Here is a 23,035-nt window from a genome sequence, read left to right on the forward strand (position 1 = left end):
ACCATGACCGACGCAGCCCTCGCTCCCGAACCCCCGCACGCTCCGTCGGCTATACGGATGTTGCTGGGCAAACTGGGCATCGCCTACGAAGAGGTCCTGGATCATCACGGCGTGAATCCGGCGCGCAAGGTGCAAGCCGTCCTGCTCGATGATGCCGTTGGCGCGTTGATGGTGCTGTTTCCGCAGAGCCAATTGCTCGACCTCAACCGCCTCACTGAACTCACCGGTCGCCGCCTCACAGCCGTATCGACTGAGCGCCTGGAAAAGATGCTCGGCAAACACAATCTGAGCCTACTGCCAGGCCTGCCATTGCTCACCACCTCGCCCTGCCTGTACGAAGAAAGCCTGCTGCGCGAACCGAGTGTGCTGGTCAACTCGGGCGAGCCGGGCGTGTTGCTGGAGATCACCAGCGAAGCATTCAAATCGATGCTCAGCAAGGCCAGCGCCGCCAACTTCGGTGAAGCGCTGACCAGCATCCGCCCGAACCTCGACCGCCCCGACGATGACCGCGAGGAAATCACCCAGGCCGTTCAAGCGTTCACCGCGCGACGCATCCAGCAACGGCTGGAAGCAACCATCGAAATTCCGCCCTTGGCCGAAACTGCGCAGAAAATCATCAAACTGCGCGTGGACCCCAACGCAACCATCGACGACATCACCGGCGTGGTCGAAACCGACCCGGCACTGGCCGCACAGGTCGTGAGCTGGGCGGCATCGCCGTACTACGCCTCGCCGGGAAAAATTCGTTCGGTAGAAGATGCCATCGTCCGGGTACTGGGTTTCGACCTGGTGATCAACCTGGCGCTGGGCCTGGCCTTGGGCAAAACCCTGAGCCTGCCCAAAGACCAGCCGCAACACAGCACGCCGTACTGGCAGCAATCGATCTACACCGCTGCCGTCATCGAAGGCCTGACCCGCGCCATGCCGCGCACCCAGCGCCCCGAAGCCGGCCTGACCTACCTGGCCGGCCTGCTGCACAACTTCGGCTACCTGCTGCTGGCCCACGTGTTCCCGCCGCACTTCTCGCTGATCTGCCGCCACCTGGAGGTCAACCCGCACCTGTGCCACAGCTACATCGAGCAACACCTGTTAGGCATCAGCCGCGAACAGATCGGCTCGTGGCTGATGCGCTACTGGGACATGCCTGAAGAGCTGGCCACCGCGCTGCGCTTCCAGCACGACCCGGCCTATGACGGCGCCTACGCCGAGTACCCGAACCTGGTGTGCCTGTCGGTGCGCCTGCTGCGTAGCCGTGGCATCGGCTCCGGCCCCGACGAAGACATCCCCGACGCCTTGCTCGAACGCCTCGGCCTGAGCCGCGAAAAAGCCAACGACGTCGTCAGCAAAGTACTGGAAGCCGAAGTGCTGCTGCGCGAACTGGCTTCGCAATTCTCCCAGGCATAAATAAGCCCGCTCCCACCGGATCATCTCAATCCTGTGGGAGCGAGCCTGCTCGCGAAGCAGCCACCTCGGTCTGACAAAGAACAAGCGCACTGCTATGATTTGACTGCAAACCGAGGGCTTTTACGATGACCCAAACAGCTGCTGTCAGTGTTGCAAGCCAAGTCCGCAAACTGGCTAAAGACCACCATATCACTGCCGATCCTGATGGCATGAGCCGCATGGCCGTGACCATCACTCGAATGGCCGGCGATATCGTTGAGTTGGATGGCATTGAACAGCTGCTCGTCAATCTGAAGAAAAAAGGCGTTCTGAGCAAAACCGAGACGCTTGCACTTCAAGGACGCTATCTTCAGGAAAGGCGCGCACAGAAACGTAGCGCATGACTTTTGATCCGTTCGGTGACTTCGAAACAGCGGGTTACCTGCAAAACTCGCCAATCCCCGACACACCCTCTTTGAACACCCGAACGCCATCAAAATATCTGTCGACTATGCACTTGAGTTGGCGGCAAACAAACAACGTTTCAGAGACCACCCCGGCGAGGTGATGGGCCAACTGGCGTTTGCACACCCCTTTCTGGACGGCAACGGACGCACCATCCTTTTGGTCTTCATGGAGCTTTGCTACCGCGCCAGGTTCGCCATTGACTGGTCAAAAACCGGCAAAGACGGCTACTTGCGGGCACTGAGCGAAGAAATCAGAGAGCCCCGCGAGAGGCATCTCGATACCTACCTGAAACCGTTCATAGTCGATATATCCAGCCGTGACGAGTGGCCAGAGACCATCAGCGGCATCAAAGGCCTCGATGGCCTGGACAAGGAAGGCATCACCTACGAAAGCCTGGACAACCCTGACGTCCAGCAGATTTACAGGACTTACAGAACCAAACTTCATGACACACGGGAGGCTTCTGACTCGGATGACTGAGGCGACGTGTTTCAGGCGCACCGCATCCGCCTGGCTAGCGACAACTGCGTCCTCGGACGCAGCCTCGCAGGCTCGACAGCTGCTATGTGGTAGGGCGAGAGCCCGGGGGCTATTGGGCGGAAAACTTCAGCACGACGCTCTGGGTATAGGTTTTGCCCGGGTCCAGTCGCGTTGAAGGGAAGTTCGGCTGGTTCGGCGAATCCGGGTAATGCTGAGTCTCCAGCGTGAACGCGCCCCAATGCGGGTAAATCTTGCCGGCCTTGCCCTTGACCGTGCCGTCGAGGAAGTTGCCGGTGTAGAACTGCACGCCCGGTTCACTGGTGTAGAGCTGCAAGCGGCGGCCCGATTGCGGGTCGCTGACATCAGCGGCGAGCTTGCTCACGTCGCCCTTGGCGTCGAGCACCCAGTTGAAGTCAAAACCGCCGTGTTTCGGTTCAGCGAATTTCAGCTGCGGGTGATCAGCCTTGATATTTTTGCCGATGGCGGTGGGCTGGGTGAAGTCCATCGGTGTGTTGGCGACCGGTGCCAGTTCACCGGTGGGGATCAACGTGGCATTAACCGGCGTGTACTGCGACGCGTACAGGGTGGCGACCTGTTTCAGCACATCACCATTACCGGCGCCGGCGAGGTTGAAATAGCTGTGGTTGGTCAGGTTCAGCACCGTCGGTTTATCGGTCGTTGCCTTGTAGTCGATCCGCAGTTCGTTGTTCTCGGTCAGGCTGTACGTGACCTCGGTTTTCAGGTTGCCGGGAAAGCCCATTTCACCGTCCACTGACAGGTAAGTCAGGGTCACGCCGACCGAATCCTTGCTTTTAGTCGGTTGCGCTTTCCACACGCGTTTGTCGAAACCCAGCGGTCCGCCGTGCAGCGAGTTCGGGCCGTCGTTTTTCGGCACTTGATAGTGTCTTCCGTCCAGTTCAAATGCGCCGTTGGCCAAGCGATTGCCGTAGCGGCCGATGGTCGCGCCAAAGTACGCGGTACCACTTTGATAACCCTGAACGTCATCGAAGCCGAGCACGATATCTTCGGCCTTGCCGTCCTTTCCCGGGACCTTCAATGACTGCAGAACCCCGCCATAGGTAATGACTGTGGCTTGCAGGCCTTGGCTGTTGCGCAATATATATTGTTCGACGGGCGTGCCGTCATTGGTCTTGCCGAACGCTTTGTGTTCGGCAGACAGGCCGGCAGCCTGGGCGGAGAGAGTGGCGATTATCAGGGACAGTCCGAGGCCGGATAGCACGTGTCGGGATTGAAGCATGGTTGACCTTCCTTTTTGTTGTTTTGATAATTAGTCATACTAAATACTCAACAATAGAAGGTTTATAGCTGTTTGCCGGACAATATCCAACAAAAAGCATGACTTATTAGCCTCGCCTGTAGCGCTGCCTTGCGCATGCACCGCCTAAAATAAAAATGGCTTTCAGACGCAGCCAACTCACGCCTTCGGCTTGGCCTTCTTCGGCTTCAAATACTTGGTCAGCCCCTGGAACCAGATCACCAGCGCCGGGTTGCCCTTGATCTGAATCGACTTGTCCTGAATCCCCGTCATGAACGCCAATTGCTTGTTCTTCGCCTGCATCGTGGCGAAGCCGTAGGCAGCGTCTTTAAAGGCGATGGCGAACGCAGGCTCGGCATACACGCCAGCCTTGCTGGTGATGCGCTGATCCTTCACGCGAAAATGCCGTGCCACCTTCCCGTCCAGGGTCTGCAGCTGAAACACCAGTTCCTTGTCACCCAATTGCTGCTGAAACGCAGGATTGGTCCGGCTGGCCTTGCTCATCAACAAACCCAGCATCCACAGCAAAAAACGAAATTTCATGCGCAAGCCTCAAGAGAAAAATGAACGGCCGGCGCAGTGTAGCGAGTTCGGGTGATAACGCCACTATTGCGATGCGTTGGAAGAAGATGGCGCAATTTTTGGCGGTGATGACTACCAAGTCATTGACGAAACCTGTTGGGAAAAAGTCGACGCCAGCCTTGCAGCAACTTGAAATTACTGGCACTTGCGAAGTCCTGACGCAATTGGGCCACCGTGATGTGTCGCTTCGAAGGATCGAAAGACAACGCGGTTTTCAAGGAGGTCCAACAGCGTTTGGGCAGGTGACTGGACGTCAAAGGCTCCACTTCCATACCCACATCACGGGCCTGATTGGACGGCACTCGACGCAAAGGGTGTTTGCCACAGGCCAGCTCGTAGATCACGCAAGCCACCGAGAAGACATCAGCGCTGGCTACCAGTGGCGAGCCATCGAGTAACTCCGGGGCAGCGTAGCCAAAGGTCCAGGCATGGAAACCATGACGGCTCAGCTTCGGCAGGCCAGGCAGAGCATCTTCCTCGGCCAATCCCAAACCGAAATCGAATAGTCGAAGGCCTTCCTCACCGACCATTACATTGCTCGGTTTGATATCACCGTGGAGCACGCCGCGACTGTGGACATGGGCTAATGCATCGATCAAGGGAAGTGCGATGTCGCGCAGCTCTGGCCACGGTAAACCCATGGGCCGCTCGCACAACAATTTGTCCAGGGTCAGGCCGCGCATCAGCTCCATTGTGATGAAAGCCCTGTTGCAGCGGGTATCTGCCTCAAAACCGTACAAGCGCACTACATTCGGGTGCTGCACACGCCGCGTCAGGGCGAACTCACTAAAAAGCAGGGCACTGGCGTCCACACAATCCGCATATTCATCGCTGAGCATTTTCAGCGCGACATAAGGCTCGGGATCACCGAACTGTTCTTGCAACAAGTCCCGTGCGCGATACACCACTCCCATCCCGCCAGCACCGAGCAGACGTTCGAGGCGATAGCGCCCGGCCAACACATCCGGCACCGGTTCCGGCCGTACTTGCATCGCATCCCTGTGTGTCGCCACAGGTTTTGCGAAAGCGAAGTACGTCAGGTCTTCGTCGCGGCTCGACATGTCATCAAGTACGTCCCCGGCCCCGCTCATTGGCGAATAACCAAGCCTGTCAGGTTGTCCCGCGCCGGACCGCCCAACACTTCTTCGAACAAACGTGTCAATGCCGACTCCGGCGCAGGCAGACTCAAGGCGCGCCCCAGAGACTCACGGCTCAAGTCTTGATGCAAACCGTCGCTGCATAACAGAAACACATCGGCGGGATGCACTACGAACTCCAGCACATCAAGGTTCAGTTGTTCGCTGGCGCCTACTGCGCGGGTCAACGCAGCCGAGTGCGGGTGAGCCCAGGCCTGCCGGTCATCCATCCTGTGTTCGTCGATCAGTTGCTGCCTCAGCGAATGGTCCCTGGTCAGCTGATACAGCCGCTGTTCGCGCCACAAATAACAACGGCTGTCACCGGCCCAAATACAGACTGCACGACTGCCTTCGATCAGCAACGTCACCACTGTGCTGCCGATGATCTCGTCCTGACGCCCGGCAACCACGGTCAGCTCCTGACTCAAGCGACGATTGAGCCACGACAGGCACTGCCGTACACCTTTGATTCGCTCATCAAAATCGCTTTGCGCCGGTAATTCGGCCAGGCTCGCAACAATCAGCCCGCTGGCAATGTCGCCCCGTTGATACCCGCCCATGCCGTCGGCGACCGCCCATATGCCTTTTTTCGGATTTTCAAGGAAAGCATCTTCATTGCGCGCCCGGATCTTTCCGCGATCCGTGCGCGCAACGCTGCGCCAAACGCCAATAGTCTTCATCAAAGCTGCATGGGCATGCGGAAAGTACGTAGCACACCCATGTCGAACGGGTTCGGTGTGCGTTGGCTCATGAGCAGGTAGTTGGCACGCAGGCCACCCACATCAGCCTTGAGCACCAGCACATCACGACCGATCAAAGACTCGGTCTGCATCAGGTCCAGAAGTCGGAACAGTGACCATGGACCCTTGTTTTTCTCAATTCCGATCGGACGCCCCACCATTCTGTCGAGTACCAGACTTGTACGTCCGCCTTCGGCCTCGACGGGCCATTTAAATGAGGCCGCCATAATCGGACCATGACGGTACTCCATGGTCCTGTCGCCAAATCTGAACTCGGCACGGCTGACGGCTGGATCCAGGGTGTAAGGTTCCAGCTTGAATCGCACCTGTGGCTCGGAAGGATCTTCGGAAAAAAAGCTCTGGCGGATCACATGTGCCGAAACCATTTGATCGAGGTAAAACCTCGATACGGGCAGGGAGCGCCCATCAACGGTTTTCAGACGGTAGCTGCCCGGATTGCCGCTCACAAACGGGCGCATGTAGTTGTCGAAAAAGCGCTCAACAAGGCCTTGGACCTTAAAGAACTCGCGGAAATCACTGAGTGCCACATCACTGGCGCTGTGGGCGTCAAAGGGATAACGCTTGTTGATCGATTTGCCATAGAAGCTGTACAGCTCACTCTGATAACGCTGATTCACGAACCGGTAAGCGTCATCGAGCACCAGGCGCCAACTGTCTTCGGCAAGCGTGTTGAACCAGGTCGCCGCCGGCCGTGGCAAACGACCGGACGCCGCTCGCAAAATGCTCAGCGCGTCGCGCTGGTTTTCCATGCGTGCCTTGGCCATTTCGTACGCGGCCAGGTCCGGGGTGCCGGCACGAGCCAGACTCGTCAGCTGCAGTTGTAGCTCGTTGAGCGCGTGCAGTACGGCAGTCAGGTCAGCACTCGGGCCGTTGTCGTCGTCCAGCAAACGGTGCAAGGGCTCGAAGCGGCGTTGCATTGCCTTTCTTGCCGTATCGGGCAAATGGCCGGCCAATGTCCCGGAAGCCTTCTGAACATTGGTGACGGCAAGTGTGCCCAACCCACCGCTCTTCTGCGTGAGCTGTTGTGCTGATGCCGCTGCGTCATCCACGCTATCGGCAATCGAGGGAATGCGAGTGTTCTCGCGAATTTGCGCCAGCAGTTGCAGCACCGGTGAGCTGGCTGAAGTCAGGCTGGCCAACTGCTGGGCGCCGTCCCCGGCATCCTCGATCGGCTGCAACGCAATCCGTGCGATGGCATCGCCCCAGGCATTGGCGTAATCACGAAAGTACAGTTGCTCCAGTTCGACCATCAAATGCCGCAGGTCCATGGCGCTGATCTGCGAACTCTCACCCAATACCCAGTTGTCGCGCAGAATATCGGTGACCAGCGCGGCACCCTGTACCGAAAAATATTGCTGATACCCCTTCAGGGTGTAGAACCCGGGGATCAGGGAGTGCGTACCCACGAACAAATCTCCCTGAGGACCAAGGTGCTGGTTCAAGTGGTATTCGGGGAGCGCGCGAGCCTGCTCGCGCAGCACCCGATAAACCACATTGGCCAGGGATTCGCTGCGCAGTATCTGCCGCGCCTGGGCGACCAGTGGATCGTCGAGTGTGTAGCTGAATGATTGGCTCAGCAACTGATCAAGGTGTCCGCTCAAGCGACTTTGCACGGCGGTGTTTGCTGGGTATCGGCGGGACCAGTCGCTAGCGATCCAGTCTTTCAGCCATATCACGTCGCGGCGATCCTTGAAATTCAACATCAGGTACGCACGAAGGCTGTTGAGCAAACGCTCGCGGTCCACCGGCCGGGTGCGAATCTGATCTTCCAATAGCGACGCGATCAATGGCAGCAGGTGTGTTTCAAGCTCACGCTCGTAAGCACTCATGATCGCCGGATTGGCAGCTTCGCCCTGATACAAACCTCCACGCTCCAGGTACGAAACGTCACTTGCTTTCGGGAATGCCCGTGTCGCGGCATGAATGGCATCAAGGTTTTGCAGAACCGGCAACAAATTACCCTGAGGGATCAGCGCCGAACGCTGAAGAGTCCAGGCTTGCGCGAGCGTGCGCAGGTTTTCCAGTCGCTCATGATTGGCCGAGAAACCTCCGGCCCACCACAGGCCGAACAGGCTCAGCGCCGCCAACGAGGTCATGTACAGCGTCCGCTGCCCCCAACAAACAAGGCTGTGCTCGCGCTTGTCGAGTTGAACAGTATCGGCTTCGGGAAAAATGACCTGGCTGAACAAATGGTTTATGAACCGCGGGTGACTCGTAAGCGCGGTCGTCGATACAGCGTTGTTCACGCCACGATAGGCAAGCGGTTTTCCTGGTCGAGTGGCGCTGGTGAAGTAGAAGCCGCGAAATGTACACGCGCCTTGACTTCGATGACCGCAGAAGGCCATTTCAATGAATTGGCAAAGCCCTTCGCCGACCAATCCCAATTGATGCGGATAATCGAGAATACGACCTCGACAAAGAGGGTCGCGCTCCTGATGAATGCGCATGATCACCTGGCTATCGAGACGATGCAGCAGTGCTTCAAACTCCACACGTATCGCACTCGCATCAGCCGAGCCCGGGTCTTTGCTCAAGCTCACACCCAGCACGTGATCACTTTCCTCCCGGGTCAGCTGATCAAAGAATTCATTGAAACCTGACTGCTCGTCCGCCTTGCTCAACACCAGATAGACCGGCAGTTCGATATGCAGTTTTTGCTGCACCTCTTGCAAGCGTGTGCGCACATGTCGCGCCAGCGTTTGAAGGGCTTCGCCGTCATGCGAGAGGAGGATTTGCACCGGCAGAGCAACCAGTACGCCATTGAGCGGACGGTGTCGTCGGCGCTTGCGCAACAACCCCAACAATGTGGCCCAACCGCCAGCGTCAATGTCAGCATCCGGCTGGTTGAGATAACGTCCGGGGGTGTCGATGAGCACGCCGTTTTCGGCAAAGTACCAATCGCACGAACGAGTACCTTGTGATTCATCGGTTGATTTGCGGTCAAGGTTATTGAGGGGAAACTCAAGACCCGAGACATTCAACAACGTGGTTTTGCCGCTCCCCTGAGGGCCGATCAGCAAGTACCAAGGCAGATCGCGTCGCCCTCGCTCTCTTTGGTTTCGATAGAAGCTCGATGTTTTGAGGGTTTTAACGGCGGCCTTGAAACGTGCCCTCAGGTCCGCGCGCTCTTCGTCAATCTGCTGCTCTCGATGCAAACGATCCACACCCTGCTCGCGGCCCTCGGTTTGCTCGCGAATGTCGGTGCGCCAGCTGACAAAAACCATGGCCAGCCCCCACACCAGAAACAACACACTGATACTCAGCAATCGCGATGTCGGGCTTTCCCAGAACCTGAAATCATCTATCGCCAACAACGGCCCGACACACCACACGAACACTGCCGTCAACAATATCGAGAGCAGGCTCCACACCCAGGTTTTAAGCAAAAAGGCAGCGGTTTTTCCGAAGAGGTTTTTCATCACTCACGCCCCTTCCATGGCTGCGCCTGCGCTTGAATCGCGTCCTGCTCAAACGGATGGAACGGTTGCAACACTAAAGCTCGCTGTTCACTCAAGACCCAGGCAAAGCCTGAATACACCACCATCAGACATACCGCTGTAATCAGTGCCAACATCCACCACGGGACGATACGAACCGGACTTTGGCGCTTGCCTTCACAATCGCCGTTACCGCTTGATGACTGTTCATAGGGAGCATCTGCGCGTATCAGGCGAATCTGCCGAAAAAGCGCATCACGAAGATTTTCGAGCTCCAGAAGACCTCGTGCCTGGATTCGGTATTTACCCTCGAACCCGAGCGACAGGCACAAGTACATGAGCTCAAGCATCGGCAGGTGCTTGATCGGGTTTTTTGACAGCCGATCGAGCAACTGGAAGAACTTTTCACCACCAGACGTCTCATTGTGAAACCTGCTGAGAAGGCTCATTTGGGACCACTCGCTCTCCTTTCCCCACGCTGTTGTCACCACCGCCTCATCTACCACTGTGCACAGCACATAACGTGCCGTTGAAACCTGGCTGCTTTCGATACCGATACGTAATGCGCCATCTGCAAAGTGTTCCAGTGCCGTGCTCAATCGCTGATTGAGGCTGGGTAAGTCTTCACCGGTAGCGCAGTGCTTGAGCCGTACGACTTCCGATAACAGCCATGACGCTGATGCCACCAATGCGTTGCGGCGGACGTTGAAAGTTTGCTGCGGTATCTGCCGAGCGGCGTAGATCATGCGATCTTCGAGCTGCTCGAAACGCGGCGGTGCCGCCGAGTCCGTCAGTGGTCCCTGTGCCGGCCCACGGCCGAGCCGGTCAAGCAGGACAGTTTTGTCATTCTGGTCGTATTGCATGTCCTTGATCATGTCGCTCACTTCCTGATGGCCCAGAATTTCAGTTCCAGCTCCGCGAACTCACCGGAAACGTGGAACGCGAAACCACCAGAGCGCTCGAGTTGCGCCTGGTCTTCGGAGCCGAGTTCAAGAATGAAATAGGTCTTGTTGGCGTGAAAGGCGATCTGCCGTGGAGCCACCGGTAACGGTTTGATTTTGAAACCCGGCAAATGGAGATTGACCAGTTGGCGGATGCTCTCGACCGTGCCGACCTTGAGATGTGCAGGCAATCGATGGCGCAATTCTTCGCTGTCGCAGTGGGCGCTGGCGGCCAGTACGAACGAGGCCGACCCCGTTAATTTTGGGTCGTGCAAAGGCGAAACAATGATCCCGTACGGACGCGCCTGCATCGGCAACTCGATGGCATGCTGTTCCAGCACCATCGATAGCACCTGACGGATCGCCTCCATCAGTTTGCGAAAACTCACACCCTGGTCACTGTGTTCGTACCGAACATCCACTCGCGGACGCTTGCTGTCACTTGAGAAGGTCGCCAGCTCGCCCAGCAGGGTCAGCAGCGTGCAGTACAACTCTTGCGGGTGAACCTGCTGCAGATTGAGATAGTGACGCAGCAACGGCTCAGTTCGATTGATCAATTGCAGCATCATGAAGTCACCGACTTCCGCCCCGCCCACCTTGCCATTGGAACGGATCCTTTCTGCAATGGTGTCCCCTCGGTGACCGAGCATGCTGATCACCTCCTTCAGGCACGAAAGCAAATAGCTCGATGAGTGCATCTGGATGTAGGTCGGTACGAAATCCGGATCGAGACTGATCACGCCGTCGGGCGTGGTGTCGAGGACGTGGCAGATTTTCAATCTGACAAAACCCTGATCGCCTTGCTGGTCGCCAAGCAGCAAGCGGAAGTCCGGGCGGGCGCAACTGACTTGGCTTGCACAACCGTCGCCGGCGTTGGAGTCCGTAACCTCTCGCTCATACGCGACATATCGTGCCAACACGTCCGCCTGCTCCAGACGACGAGCTTCGATGTGGTTGCCGGTGACCAGCGGCAACGCCAGATAGGCCGATGTGTTGCCAGTATTCACAGGTACATCCAGCACCAGCGGTTGAGTGCTACCACCGACTTCGAAAAGACTACCATCCGGCAGGACTCCCGAGGCACGGCTGACCACCAGTTTGCCCATGTTGAGAAACTGCGAATCAACCTCCAGGCTCAGGAACCCCCAGGTGAAACTACCCAATAACTGAGTGCGAGCCTTTATCTGATGGTCGTGATACCGATCGTTGTGCTGAAAGTGCTGCGGACGCAGCAACATTCCCTCCTGCCAAATGACCTTATGGAAATCCATTCTCAATTGTCCGCCTGTACAAATGCTTCACCGTTGCCATGAATACCGGCCTGATCCAGAACCAGGTCGATGTGAGTGACGCCCGCCGTGATGACGGGCACGGTGTAGCGCCATCGGGTTTCCGGTAAATCACGGTATGCGGCAAGAATGCCTACGTAGCGGCTTTGCGATTGCACACTGAGCTTGAGCTCACGAGTTTCGCCGGGGCGCAGCTGCAACTCTTCACTGGCTACCAGGTCCGGAGCCAGGGATTTCGCGGCGCGCTCATAGAGACTGAAGAAGTCGGCACTCTCGAATGCAACCGGGTGCCTGAGCTCGACAAGACGGACAACAATCGGTGAAGGACGTCCATTGAGATCCGGGTTCAACTGCTCACTCGCTGACAGCTTCAAATTGATTTTGGAAACGCTGGAATACGGTGATAACGCTGCGCACGCGGTCAATAGCAACATGGCGGACAGCGCAATCAGCGCCTTGAAAAAAGCGGTCGACATGCCTGTCATCCCTGAAGGTCGGTATGGAGGGTGGAGATCAGGCGAATCTGCTCTTCATAGGCCTGGGCAAAGTCACGGGCCAACAAGCGCTCACCCCATTCGCCATCCTGAAGCAGGGCCTGGTGATAGCGGCCGTAGGCTTTCCAGCGATTGCCGAACTTTCCCAGCAGTGACGGGTTTTCACGCTCGAAACGAAGCGTCAGCTGTTGCGGTGAAAAGTGCTCCACAGCACCTCGAACTGCTGCGCGACTGGCCGCCAGCAACGCCACCTGATGGGCTTGCAGGTCACGGAAAGCGCGGGAGATTGCCTGATCTGCCGGTAACTGACCCGGCCTGTCAGCCAACAACATGCCCAATACGTCCGCGGTATCGGCTCCATACTTGAGAGGGTTGGAATTGAGACCCTGTACCGTCGTCTGCGCCAGTCGAAGTTCGTTTTTCAGTTCGCTGCGGGTGCGCAGGCTTTGCTGTAAACCACTAATGCTTTGCTTGAGTAACCGCGCTGCACTCACTGCCAATGCTTCGCGAGCGTCAGTCTCGAGGCCGTCGAGCTCCATCCCCAGCGCAGTACCAAAACGTGCCCAAAAATCTTCAGACGGGCGCTCGGCAGCCGTGCGACTCGCTGCCGGTGCGGACTCCTGCGGTGCGTCAATCAACTGCGGCACCAGCATGTTTTCCATGTCGATGCGCGCAAAGTCAGCACATTGCATGGGTTCCTGAGTCGCGCTACCGAGCGCCGTGAACGCGTCGATCTCGCAGGCAAGAGATTGTTGCTGATCAACAGCGATCAATGGGTCGAAGTCGAGGAAAACTTCGTCAGGAATGATGTTTCCCGTCATCCGCCGTCCACCGGCGCGCGTGTCAAAGGCTGTCGCTGAGCAACACAGGCGCGCACGGATTTCGAAATCCCCCAGCAGATAAACGCTGCCGGTTTCGATCAAAATCGCTTCATTTTTGGGCACCTGTACACCGGTTGTGCAGTCCTGGATTCCATTGCTGCTGATATCGGTCAGGAAAAACCCATTGTCGCGGCAGCTGATCAATGCGTGCCGACTGGACAGGTGACGCTTGCGGTCAGGAATGACCCAGTCGCAATCCGCCCCCCGACCGATTACCCCGCCTGACTCGCTGAAGGTCTTCTGGCACAAATCCGTTGGCACGAACTGCTTGCTGCTCAGTATTTCGAGAACCAGTTCCATGTAGTTGATGCTCCTTGCAGTCACTGGCCGCGATTGACCGCATGCGGATCACCCAGGGGGCGATAGGTGTTGTCATTGAATTTGTAATTACCACCGCAACCACCAACGCCGCTTACAACGACGAGAGCCAGCAAGACGGCGGGCCAATTACGAACAGGCATGGGCGAATCTCCGGAGAACAAAACAGAAAAGGCGAATGCCAGTAACCCGCGTGACGGCGCGTTAACCATCGAGGTCCCCAGGGCAGATATTCAGGCGCCCGAGGCGATACAGCAGGGTGCGGCGCGGCAACCCAAGCTCACGGGCCGTGCGTGTCTGATTGCCGTTGTTTTTTCGCAGGCAAGCGATCATCAGGTTGCGTTCGAACCGCTCCAGCCGTTCGCGCAGGTGCAGGCTGTTATCTTCAGCAAACACGTCCACGGGCAGGCAAAAATGCCCGGGCAACAGTTCGCCGTCGTCGCACAGAAGCAGAGCGCGCTCGACCATGCCTTTGAGTTCACGCACGTTGCCTGGAAACGTATAAGCGGCCAGATGACCAAGGGCGGCTTCGGACCAAAGCACGGCATCCCGTTGCAGGAGTGCACACGCCTTGTCAGAGAAGTAGCGAGCCAGGTCGAGGATGTCACCTTCACGCCGACGCAAAGCCGGCAACTCGATCGGAAACTGTGCGAGGCGGTAGTACAAGTCCTCACGAAACTTGCCTTCCCTGACCAACGACGGTAAATCCCGGTGCGTCGCGGCAATAATCCGCACATCGACCCTATGGGTGTCGTTACAACCCAACGGTCTGATCTCTCCCTCCTGCAAAACCCGCAGCAACTTGGCTTGGAGCGACATCGGCATGTCGCCGACTTCATCCAGAAACAAAGTGCCGCCGTTAGCCGCATCGAACAGCCCGGGACGATCCCGGTCGGCACCGGTGAAAGCACCTTTGCGGTAGCCGAACAGTTCGCTTTCCAACAGGTTCTCGGCGAATGCGGCACAGTTCTGCACGATGAACGCTTGAGAGCGTCGAGGCCCACCGTCGTGAATGGCCCGCGCGACCACTTCCTTGCCGGTACCGGTCTCGCCCAGCAACAGGACGGTGTAGGGGCTATTGACGACTTTGCTGATCAGGGAATACGTTCGCCGCATGGCCGGACTCTTGCCGATCAACCCATAGCCGCTGGCATTCGGGATACTGACAGGCACAACTCGCGCATTGCCGATAGGTTGCCGCAAGCGGCGTAACAGCTGTAGCTGGCCGAGTGCGAACGCGCCCAACTGGCCAAGGGAGCCGGCGAATCCCTGCAGATCGATCTGTCGATGGCTGGCGCAAAGCACCAAGCCGTCAACAGCCTTTCGCTGATTCAGCAACGGCACGCACAAAAGCGATTGCCAGGGTCTGGTCCGGGTCGGCAAAAAATCAGTGTCGTGCAGGCTGTCTCTCAATGAACCGAGACCCACTACACGGTTCTGGCGCAGAGCAAACTGCAACAGTTTCTGATCACTGTAATCTGCCTGCAAACTCGTGACGGCCCTGGGCTGCACAATGCCGTCGAGACACTCGCTGATGAGCCCGAGGCCGCCATGAGCGGGGTCCAGCAGATACAACTGCGTCAACTCGCAGCCGCTGAGCTGCGCGACCCCTCGTACGAATTCCCCCAACAACGCGCCACCATCCGCCGCCCGTGACAGCCCTGTGAACTGCTCCAGCAAGGCTTCGGCATACAGCAATGGGTGTTTCAGGTCAGCGAGCATCGCACCCATCTCAGACGAACTCGCAGATGACACAAGCATCGGCATCCAGCGTCGCATGAACATGCCCAAGGGACTCTCCCGTGGCCATCGAATCGAGGACACGGTCGGCTATTCGAGGCAGTACATGCAGTTCCAGCAGGTGGTCAATTAAACGAGCACCGCTGTCGCTTTGAACACAGCGCTCCGCCAAGTGATCGACCAGGTTTTGGCCATAGGTGAAACCCAGCTCGCGACGGCGCAGGCGTTCACCCAAACGCTCGAGTTTCATTTCAATCAACTCGCGCAGTACCGGACCGCTAACGGGGTAGTACGGCACGACACGCATGCGCGCTAACAACGCCGGTTTGAAATGTCGGCTGAGGATGGGCGCAATCGCCTGCTCCAGCACTTGGGCCGCTGGCCGCTCAGCGCCTTGGCAAAGCTCGCTGATCCGTTCGCTGCCCAGATTCGAGGTCAACAGGATCAACGCATTGCGAAAGTCGATTTCCCGCCCTTCGCCATCGTTGACAACGCCTTTATCGAATATCTGATAGAACAAGTTGAGGACGTCCGGATCGGCCTTCTCGACTTCATCCAGCAGCACGATCGAATACGGCTTTTGGCGTATGGCTTCAGTGAGCATGCCGCCCTCGCCATAGCCGACATAACCGGGGGGCGACCCGATCAGACGCGAGACCGTGTGCTTTTCCTGAAACTCAGACATGTTGATCGTGGTGATAAAACGCTCGCCGCCATATAACAAATCCGCGAGCGCCAATGCAGTTTCGGTTTTACCGACACCACTTGGACCTACCAGAAGAAACACACCTACCGGAGTGTCAGGCCTGTTCAACCCGGCAGCCGTTGCGCGCATTGCACGGTCCAGGGCCGCTATCGCGGGCTCCTGACCAAGGATACGGTTGCGCAAGTCGCTGGCAAAACCGGTGACCTTGGCATTGTGCTCCCGGGCCAGTTGCGTCAGCGGCACACCGGTCCAGGCGCTCACCACTTCGGCCACCAGTCGTGGGCACACTTCGAAGCTCACCAGCCGTTCGCTGCCTTGTGCATCGAGCAGAGCTCGATGAGATTCCTTGAGAGAAGCTTCCAGCGCCTCCACACATTGAATGTCATCTGCCTGCCCGCCTGAACATCCGTCACCCTTCTCGACGTTGTCGACTGAAACCCGGGCTTGGGCCAGCTGCTGGCGTAAATTCAGCACGGACTCGGCCATGCCAGCCTGCGCCATCCACCGGGTTTGCAGTGCCGCTTTTTCCACTTCGGCGTCCTGCAGATGACGCTCTAAAGCGTGCAGGGATTGATGGTCGATCAACACACCGGCCTCGGCATCGCGACGTAGCGCCTGTCGTTTGCGCTCCCCTTCAGCCAGCTCGGCCTGTAACCGTTGCAGGCTCTGCGGGGCGGCAGCCAGGCTGATACGGACGCGGGCGCACGCGGTGTCGAGAACATCGATCGCTTTGTCGGGTAACTGACGACCCGTGAGGTAACGAGCCGACAATTCGGCGGCAGCCACCACCGCGTCATCGCGCAGATAAATGCCGTGGCTCTTCTCATACACACCGGCCAGGCCACGAAGAATTGTCACGGCTTCGCTGACGGTTGGCTCAAGCAATTGCACAGGCTGGAAACGGCGGGCGAGTGCCGGATCTTTTTCGAAGTATTTTTTGTACTCGGTCCATGTGGTTGCCGCGATCGTTCGCAACTCGCCACGGGCCAGCGCCGGTTTCAGCAGGTTGGCGGCGTCGGAGCCGCCGGCAGCGCCACCTGCACCGATCAATGTATGCGCCTCGTCGATAAACAGGATGATCGATTTCGGTGAGCCTTTGACCTCATCGATTACGCCCTTGAGGCGCCGTTCGAACTCACCTTTTACACTGGCACCCGCCTGTAACAGCCCCATGTCCAGAGACAGCAGCTCAACATCGCGCAGCGGCGGCGGTACATCCCCGGCGACGATGCGCAAGGCCAGACCTTCGACGATGGCTGTTTTGCCTACACCCGCGTCGCCCACCACAATCGGGTTGTTTTTGCGGCGACGGGCGAGGATGTCGATCATCTGGCGGATCGCATCATCGCGACACAACACCGGGTCCAGCTTGTCGTCACGGGCTTGCTGGGTCAGGTTGTGCGTAAAACGCTCTAACAGTGATTCAGTGTTCTTGATTGAATGATCAATGGCCGGGTGCCGCGTCCCCAGCAACGCAAACTCTTTCAGTCGCTCAATGTTCAGCCTGGCCAGTAAAAGTTGGTATCGGCTGCCGGCGTAACGCATTGGATTACGTAGCAGGGCGAGAATCAGCGAGGCCTGGTCAACCTGGCTGCGACCCAGTTCAAGATTCGCCACCAGCAACGCATCCTGAAGCCATTGCACCAGCTCTGGCGCGAACACGGGGTTGCGTGAAGCGCCGTGTTCGCCCGGCAAATGCAAAGCGCTGATCAATTCTCCGGCATCAACTTCAGCGTCTTGCAGAGCACGACCGAGTAAACCCAGCGGGCGCTCCAGCAAGGCCAGAAGCAAGTCCTCGATGAGCACTTTGCTGGCGCCGCGGCCGACGCAACGCTCGGCAGCGCTTTCCAGGTCGCGACGGCTTTCGACGTCCAGCGCCTGAATGAGTTGTTGCAGGTCCACATTGATCATGGGGTCTCGTCCTTAATGAATACTGCTGCTTAGGGTCACTTGACCGTTGGCGTGCTCTCGCCCTAACCAACTGGTCCAACCCAGGCGGCAGGCGCTCTGCTCACCAATGCGCAATTCGTGAATATCTTCCTGGCGCAAGAGCAGTCGAATGTCGTAATCGAGCGGATCTCTCAGGGTGAACCGAACCAGTGCGCACAGTGGTTGATAGCCGAAACCAATCGGCAGAAATTCATGGAAGCGCTCCCAGTCGAGCTCACGGATATGAATCCGGAATTTGCCGCCGCGATCACGAACGTATTGGCCTAGCACCAGATCCTCGCCAAGCTTGCTGTTAGCAAGGCCCAGGCGATTGCGTTGCTCATCCAGAATGTCGACGCGACGCTCAACACACTGCTCGATGAATATCTCGGCGTGCTTGAAGTAGTAACGCAGCACCGCCTCGATCAACGCTGCCGAGTGGGCGCGTAAACTCAGGAGTCCGAGGTACGGCAAAAGGCGTTTCCAGTTCAGTTCGCCAGCCTTGCGGATCTCTTCTCCACCCAAGCCGATCAGGGCAAAAAGTTGCGCCGAGAAAGGGTCGATGGCGCCGCTCTTGAAGCCGGCGCGGTACCGGTATTTGCGCCATATCGGCAGCATCAATCGCTGCAGGCGATGGTGAAACAGATCGAGAAAACTGCGGGTCAGGTTGCCGTCTTCGTTGTCACCCAAGGCCTGCTCGGCGTAGAACGCGGGCAGTGGTGAACCGGCACCCACCAGGCTGATCAAGTTGAAACGAAGTCGTGCGCGCAGTTGCCCGTGCTCCTCAAAAAACTCCACGCGATCAACGTCGCTACCGGGAAAACCAAAGCTCGGATTGGCCTGGAACTCCAGTTGGTCGTACAGATCGTCTTCGCTCATGCCGGGGTGCGCTTCGCGCAGCCGATCAACGACTGCCAGCACAGCCTGGAACAGGGAGTACTCGCGTATGACTCGACTCAACCCACTCAAAGGAGGGGCTGCAGGCCCATGCGGGGTAGCCATTGGTACACCTCTCCCTGTGTGCTGATTACCCGCAACTCGTGGTACGAATTGAGGCTGGCATAAAGCGCAAAAAACTCGTTGAGTACCGATGCGAAGACGAATAAATCGCCCTCGCCGATGTACCCCTGCGGATCGATGGTCAGTTCCGTGCGCAACCCTCGGACCGGTAATCCTCGGTGCAGTCTGTCGACGTGTTGGTGCTTGATTGACTTCAGTCCACCGAGCAGCCGCTTGCTGACTTTCTCCGCGTGCTGGTCGTAGTAGCGGGGCAAGTCGTAGGTTTCCAGAATCACCTTCAGCGCGTTGACGTCCGCCAGCGACAGGTAGTTGAGCGACATGTTGCTGATCAGCTTCCAGAGGAAGTCTCGATTGAGCGGTGGCGCGAAACAGGCGGTGACAGGCGTGATGTTGCGAAAGCTCAAACACTCCGGCGTCCGCTCGCAAGCCTGATTGATGTCACCAAGCTTCAGCTTGCGCGCAAGGTTCTGGTTGGTGCAGACCAGCTCAATCGACAGGGTTTCCTGCATGTCGACGGCTTGGGTGCCAAAGCTCAGGTAAGTATCGAGGCCGTCGTGCAACAGGGAGGAGCGCTGGCGAACGCTGTAGTGCGCTCGGTGGGTCGGTACATCGAAACTTGGATCATGTTCAAATGACTCGAACGGCACATACTGCCGATACCCCAGACCACCCGGCCTCCAGCCTGTAACGGTCTCGACAGAGAACACGCCACAGTTTTCCTGGTTGTACCGGGCAGGCAACAGCAGGTACTCATCCTGCTTGCCGTCGAGTCGTATGGGCAGCGCATCGTGCTTGAACAGGTTTGCGATTGGCGTGCAGTAGAGTTTCACGTTATCGAGGGTCGGACGCAGGCGCTGCAGGGCGCTTTTGCGAATATCGAAGCGCAGCTCCATCCCCCGCACCTGCTTGATGCTTTCTTCGGGCAAGGTCTTGAGCAGGTCGAGCCCCTTGATATCGACGAACAAAAACTTATCCTGAAAAGCGAAGTACTCCTGCAGGTATCGATAGCCGCGGAAGGTATTCAGCGGGTATGGCATCAAGGCTTCATCTTCAGCAAAGCCCACTGGTTGCACACATTCGTCCGGCAACTGAAATGCCAGTGGTAGATCGTTCACACCGATAAGCGGCTCACCCCTGCCATCCAGCGGGATCAGCTCGACACCTTGCAGGTGGCGCAACAGGCTCAGGTACAGCGCTTGGCTGATGTAGCGTTCACCCGCGAAATGCAGGCGCAGGTGGCGCAACTGCAACTCGCCAAGATGACCGTCAGCGGTCATCTCCAGTCGCAGGCTCAACAGCGAACCATCACCTTTGACCGAGTGGCTCAACGCGACAAGCTCCAGCGCCGCGACTTCGGTGGCATAGCACGTACGGAAACGGCAACGCTCTCCTTCGATCGGTACGCTCTCCACCGGGGTGTCGCGTGCAACCGTCAACGCAGGCTCCGAACGCGTCAAAGGGGCGAACTGCAACATGCTGAAAGCCGGAATCGGCCGCATATAGTTGGGCCACAGCAGATGCATCAACGAATGGCTCAGTTCCGGCAATTCGTCATCAAGCTTCTGGCGCAAACGCCCGGTCAGAAAAGCAAAGCCTTCCAGCAAGCGCTCCACGTCGGGATCTTGTCCGGTTTGCCCCAGATAGGAGGACAACGCCGGACTGCGTTCGGCCAATCGACGCCCCAACTGGCGAAGTGCGGTGAGCTCACTTTGGTAGTAGCGGTTAAACGACATGGCGAGTTCCGTATGTCATAGGCTCACCATGACCTGACCACCGCCATCCACGCGGGCGGCAAAACTGACCTGGCGCTTGAACCCCTCGACTTCCAGCAGGCCTTCGATGCAGAAGGACAAACGAAGCGGATCTTCTTGCTGCAATCGAGGATGAACACGCACATTGCTCAATCGCGGCTCGTAGGCCTCGATAAAACGTTCGATGAACAAACGCGCGCGGCTCAAGGAATCGTGCAGGCTCAGACGCATGTCATTGAGGTCCGGCAATCCGTAATCCGCCAGCGTCTGGACACTGCCTGCACGGGTGCTGAGCATCTTGGCCAGATGGGCAGCCACGGACGCCATGGCAGAGTTTTCGAGGCTCCAGCCATCACGTTTGCTTGCTTCGCCATTCAGGCGTTCGAAGAGGCTGCCGTATCCGGCCATGAGTCAGCTCCGCTTACTCTTTGTCCAGTTTGCCAACCAGAGAAAGGGTGAAATCGGCCCCCATGTACTTGAAGTGCGGGCGCACGTTGAGGCTGACGCGGTACCAACCTGGCTCGCCGTCAACATCACTGACTGTGATTTGAGCCGCCCGCAATGGTCGCCGGCCACGAACCTCGGCACTCGGGTTTTCCTGGTCGGCAACGTACTGGCGAATCCACTTATTGAGCTCCAGCTCAAGGTCGGTGCGTTCTTTCCACGACCCCAGTTGCTCGCGCTGCAGAACCTTCAAATAGTGGGCCAGCCGATTGACGATCATCATGTAGGGCAGTTGAGTGCCGAGCTTGTAGTTAAGCTCGGCCACCTTGCCTTCGGCGCTGATACCGAAGTGCTTGGGTTTTTGCACGGAACTGGCAGAGAAGAAGGCTGCATTGTCACTGCCCTTGCGCATCGTCAACGCAATGAACCCCTCCTCGGCCAGCTCGAATTCACGACGGTCAGACACCAAGACTTCGGTGGGAATCTTGGTTTCGATTTCGCCCATGCTTTCGAAATGGTGCAACGGCAGATCTTCAACCGCACCGCCGCTCTGCGGACCGACAATGTTCGGGCACCAGCGAAATTTCGCAAAGCTGTCGGTCAGTCGGGTGCCGAATGCAAAAGCCGTATTGCCCCACAAATAGTGCTCATGACTGTCAGCAACGGTTTCCTTGTAGACGAACGATTTGACCGGGTTTTCTTCCGGGTCATACGGATTACGCAACAGGAAGCGTGGCACGGTCAGCCCCATGTAGCGGGCGTCCTCTGACTGGCGGAAGCTTTGCCATTTGGCGAACTGCGGGCCTTCAAAATGATCCTTCAGGTCTTTCAGGTCCGGCAGGCCGGTGAAGCTGTCCAGGCCAAAGAATGCAGGCCCGGCCGAAGCAATGAACGGCGCGTGGGACATGCACGCAACACTGGATACGTACTGCATCAACTTCACATCCGGTGAGCTGGGGGACATGAAGTAATTGGCGATGATTGCACCGACGGGCTGGCCACCGAACTGACCGTACTCCGCGGTGTAGATGTGTTTGTAGAGGCCGGCTTGCATCACCTCCGGTGAATCTTCGAAATCGTCCAGCAGGTCCGTTTGGGAAACGTTGAGGATTTCGATCTTGATGTTCTCGCGAAAGTTGGTGCGATCAACCAACAATTGCAAACCACGCCACGAAGACTCCAAAGACTGGAAATCCGGGTGGTGGAGAATTTCATCCATTTGTTGGCCAAGCCTGGCATCGATCTCGGCAATCATCCGGTCGACCATGGCCTTTTTTACCGGCTCACCGCTGTTCTTCGGCTTAAGCAGCTCCTCGATAAACGCCGACACGCCGCGCTTGGCAATGTCATAGGCCTCGTCGTCCGGGGTCAGGCGGGTTTCGGCAATGATGCTGTCGAGGATGCTGTATTCGCGATTCTCGGTGCTTTGCTGGTGTGCTGCATTCGTACTCATGTTGGCTTCCTTGGCGGCAGGTGAGCTCAGGCTCGCTCGGTTGTGGCATCCAGTCCCAGCTCGCCCAATACGCGGCTACGGGATTCGTCGTCGGCAAGAACACCTTCGATGGCTTTACGGAATGCAGGCGCGTTACCAAGCGGGCCCTTGAGGGCCACCAGTGCGTTACGCAGTTCCATCAGTTTCTTCATTTCAGGCACTTGCTCGACCAGACTGGCCGGATTGAAGTCTTTCATCGAGCCGATGCGCAGCCCCACGGCCAACTCTTCAGCACCCTCCTCCTGAAGCCGGTTCGGCACGCTCAAGGTGACCTGCAGCTCCTGCTTTGCGAGCACTTCGTCGAAGGTCATCTTGTCGATGCTGATCGGTTTTCGATCCTCGACTTTTCGTTCGTCCTTGCGCTGGGTGTAGTCACCGATTGCCAACAATTTGAGCGGCAATTCGATCTCTTCCTGGGCGCCGCCGGTGGCGGGCTTGAACGTGACGTTGATGCGTTCCTTGGGGGCTACCGAGCCTTCTTTGGCCATGGCTGTTCTCCTTGCGGTT

Annotated in this window: 19 protein-coding genes and 1 pseudogene; 3 read left to right on the plus strand and 17 right to left on the minus strand. The window is 57.7% G+C overall.

The window, feature by feature from the left end; translation table 11 throughout:
* Nucleotides 1–3: 3 nt before the first annotated feature.
* From KVG88_RS16420 to KVG88_RS16430, 3 genes and pseudogenes are all read left to right on the plus strand, one after another.
* Complete coding sequence (locus tag KVG88_RS16420) at nucleotides 4–1,404, plus strand: aminoacyl-tRNA deacylase and HDOD domain-containing protein (RefSeq protein ID WP_150702368.1); 1,401 nt, start codon at nucleotides 4–6, stop codon at nucleotides 1,402–1,404.
* A gap of 125 nt (nucleotides 1,405–1,529) precedes the next feature.
* Nucleotides 1,530–1,787, plus strand: coding sequence for a hypothetical protein (locus KVG88_RS16425; RefSeq protein WP_150702367.1), 258 nt, complete (start codon nucleotides 1,530–1,532; stop codon nucleotides 1,785–1,787).
* A gap of 52 nt (nucleotides 1,788–1,839) precedes the next feature.
* Nucleotides 1,840–2,331: pseudogene (locus KVG88_RS16430) on the plus strand (Fic family protein); the annotation flags it as partial.
* A gap of 109 nt (nucleotides 2,332–2,440) precedes the next feature.
* On the opposite strand, the gene KVG88_RS16435 reads toward KVG88_RS16430, so the two are convergent.
* The 17 genes from KVG88_RS16435 to tssB form a co-directional block, all read right to left on the minus strand.
* A complete protein-coding gene (locus KVG88_RS16435; RefSeq protein WP_150702366.1) occupies nucleotides 2,441–3,589 on the minus strand; it encodes an aldose epimerase family protein in 1,149 nt (382 codons plus the stop codon).
* 177 nt (nucleotides 3,590–3,766) lie between these two features.
* Nucleotides 3,767–4,150 (minus strand): helicase, encoded by a 384-nt coding sequence (locus KVG88_RS16440; protein WP_150702365.1) that lies wholly within the window; start codon nucleotides 4,148–4,150, stop codon nucleotides 3,767–3,769.
* A 119-nt stretch (nucleotides 4,151–4,269) separates the two neighbouring features.
* A complete protein-coding gene (locus tag KVG88_RS16445) occupies nucleotides 4,270–5,280 on the minus strand; it encodes a serine/threonine-protein kinase (protein ID WP_217872034.1) in 1,011 nt (336 codons plus the stop codon).
* Entirely contained in the window at nucleotides 5,277–6,005 is a 729-nt protein-coding gene (locus tag KVG88_RS16450; RefSeq protein ID WP_217872035.1) for a PP2C family protein-serine/threonine phosphatase, read from the minus strand. The genes KVG88_RS16445 and KVG88_RS16450 overlap by 4 nt, the downstream gene beginning before the upstream one ends.
* On the minus strand, nucleotides 6,005–9,505 hold the full coding sequence (gene tssM, locus KVG88_RS16455) for a type VI secretion system membrane subunit TssM (protein WP_217872036.1): 3,501 nt from the start codon (nucleotides 9,503–9,505) through the stop codon (nucleotides 6,005–6,007). The genes KVG88_RS16450 and tssM overlap by 1 nt, the downstream gene beginning before the upstream one ends.
* Nucleotides 9,505–10,398, minus strand: a complete 894-nt coding sequence (gene icmH / locus KVG88_RS16460; protein WP_150702361.1) for a type IVB secretion system protein IcmH/DotU — start codon at nucleotides 10,396–10,398, stop codon at nucleotides 9,505–9,507. The genes tssM and icmH overlap by 1 nt, the downstream gene beginning before the upstream one ends.
* 5 nt (nucleotides 10,399–10,403) lie before the next feature.
* Nucleotides 10,404–11,735, minus strand: a complete 1,332-nt coding sequence (gene tssK / locus KVG88_RS16465; protein ID WP_217872037.1) for a type VI secretion system baseplate subunit TssK — start codon at nucleotides 11,733–11,735, stop codon at nucleotides 10,404–10,406.
* Between the two features lie 2 nt (nucleotides 11,736–11,737).
* A complete protein-coding gene (gene tssJ / locus KVG88_RS16470; protein WP_150702359.1) occupies nucleotides 11,738–12,238 on the minus strand; it encodes a type VI secretion system lipoprotein TssJ in 501 nt (166 codons plus the stop codon).
* Nucleotides 12,235–13,428 (minus strand): type VI secretion system-associated FHA domain protein TagH, encoded by a 1,194-nt coding sequence (gene tagH, locus KVG88_RS16475; RefSeq protein ID WP_217872038.1) that lies wholly within the window; start codon nucleotides 13,426–13,428, stop codon nucleotides 12,235–12,237. Before tagH ends, tssJ begins: the two co-directional genes overlap by 4 nt.
* Before the next feature lie 20 nt (nucleotides 13,429–13,448).
* Nucleotides 13,449–13,589: a type VI secretion protein gene (locus tag KVG88_RS16480; RefSeq protein WP_150702357.1), complete on the minus strand. Its 141-nt coding sequence runs from the start codon at nucleotides 13,587–13,589 to the stop codon at nucleotides 13,449–13,451.
* A 61-nt stretch (nucleotides 13,590–13,650) separates the two neighbouring features.
* On the minus strand, nucleotides 13,651–15,168 hold the full coding sequence (locus tag KVG88_RS16485; RefSeq protein ID WP_217872039.1) for a sigma-54 interaction domain-containing protein: 1,518 nt from the start codon (nucleotides 15,166–15,168) through the stop codon (nucleotides 13,651–13,653).
* A 10-nt stretch (nucleotides 15,169–15,178) separates the two neighbouring features.
* A complete protein-coding gene (tssH, locus tag KVG88_RS16490) occupies nucleotides 15,179–17,803 on the minus strand; it encodes a type VI secretion system ATPase TssH (protein ID WP_217872040.1) in 2,625 nt (874 codons plus the stop codon).
* Between the two features lie 12 nt (nucleotides 17,804–17,815).
* Complete coding sequence (gene tssG / locus KVG88_RS16495; RefSeq protein ID WP_150702354.1) at nucleotides 17,816–18,823, minus strand: type VI secretion system baseplate subunit TssG; 1,008 nt, start codon at nucleotides 18,821–18,823, stop codon at nucleotides 17,816–17,818.
* Nucleotides 18,787–20,574, minus strand: a complete 1,788-nt coding sequence (tssF, locus tag KVG88_RS16500) for a type VI secretion system baseplate subunit TssF (RefSeq protein ID WP_150702353.1) — start codon at nucleotides 20,572–20,574, stop codon at nucleotides 18,787–18,789. Before tssF ends, tssG begins: the two co-directional genes overlap by 37 nt.
* A 15-nt stretch (nucleotides 20,575–20,589) precedes the next feature.
* Nucleotides 20,590–21,000 (minus strand): type VI secretion system baseplate subunit TssE, encoded by a 411-nt coding sequence (gene tssE / locus KVG88_RS16505; RefSeq protein WP_150702352.1) that lies wholly within the window; start codon nucleotides 20,998–21,000, stop codon nucleotides 20,590–20,592.
* A gap of 13 nt (nucleotides 21,001–21,013) precedes the next feature.
* Entirely contained in the window at nucleotides 21,014–22,489 is a 1,476-nt protein-coding gene (gene tssC, locus KVG88_RS16510) for a type VI secretion system contractile sheath large subunit (RefSeq protein ID WP_150702351.1), read from the minus strand.
* A gap of 26 nt (nucleotides 22,490–22,515) precedes the next feature.
* On the minus strand, nucleotides 22,516–23,016 hold the full coding sequence (gene tssB, locus KVG88_RS16515; protein WP_150702350.1) for a type VI secretion system contractile sheath small subunit: 501 nt from the start codon (nucleotides 23,014–23,016) through the stop codon (nucleotides 22,516–22,518).
* Nucleotides 23,017–23,035 lie beyond the last annotated feature (19 nt).

The sequence above is a fragment of the Pseudomonas azerbaijanoccidentalis genome, assembly GCF_019145495.1.
GTDB lineage: Bacteria > Pseudomonadota > Gammaproteobacteria > Pseudomonadales > Pseudomonadaceae > Aquipseudomonas > Aquipseudomonas azerbaijanoccidentalis.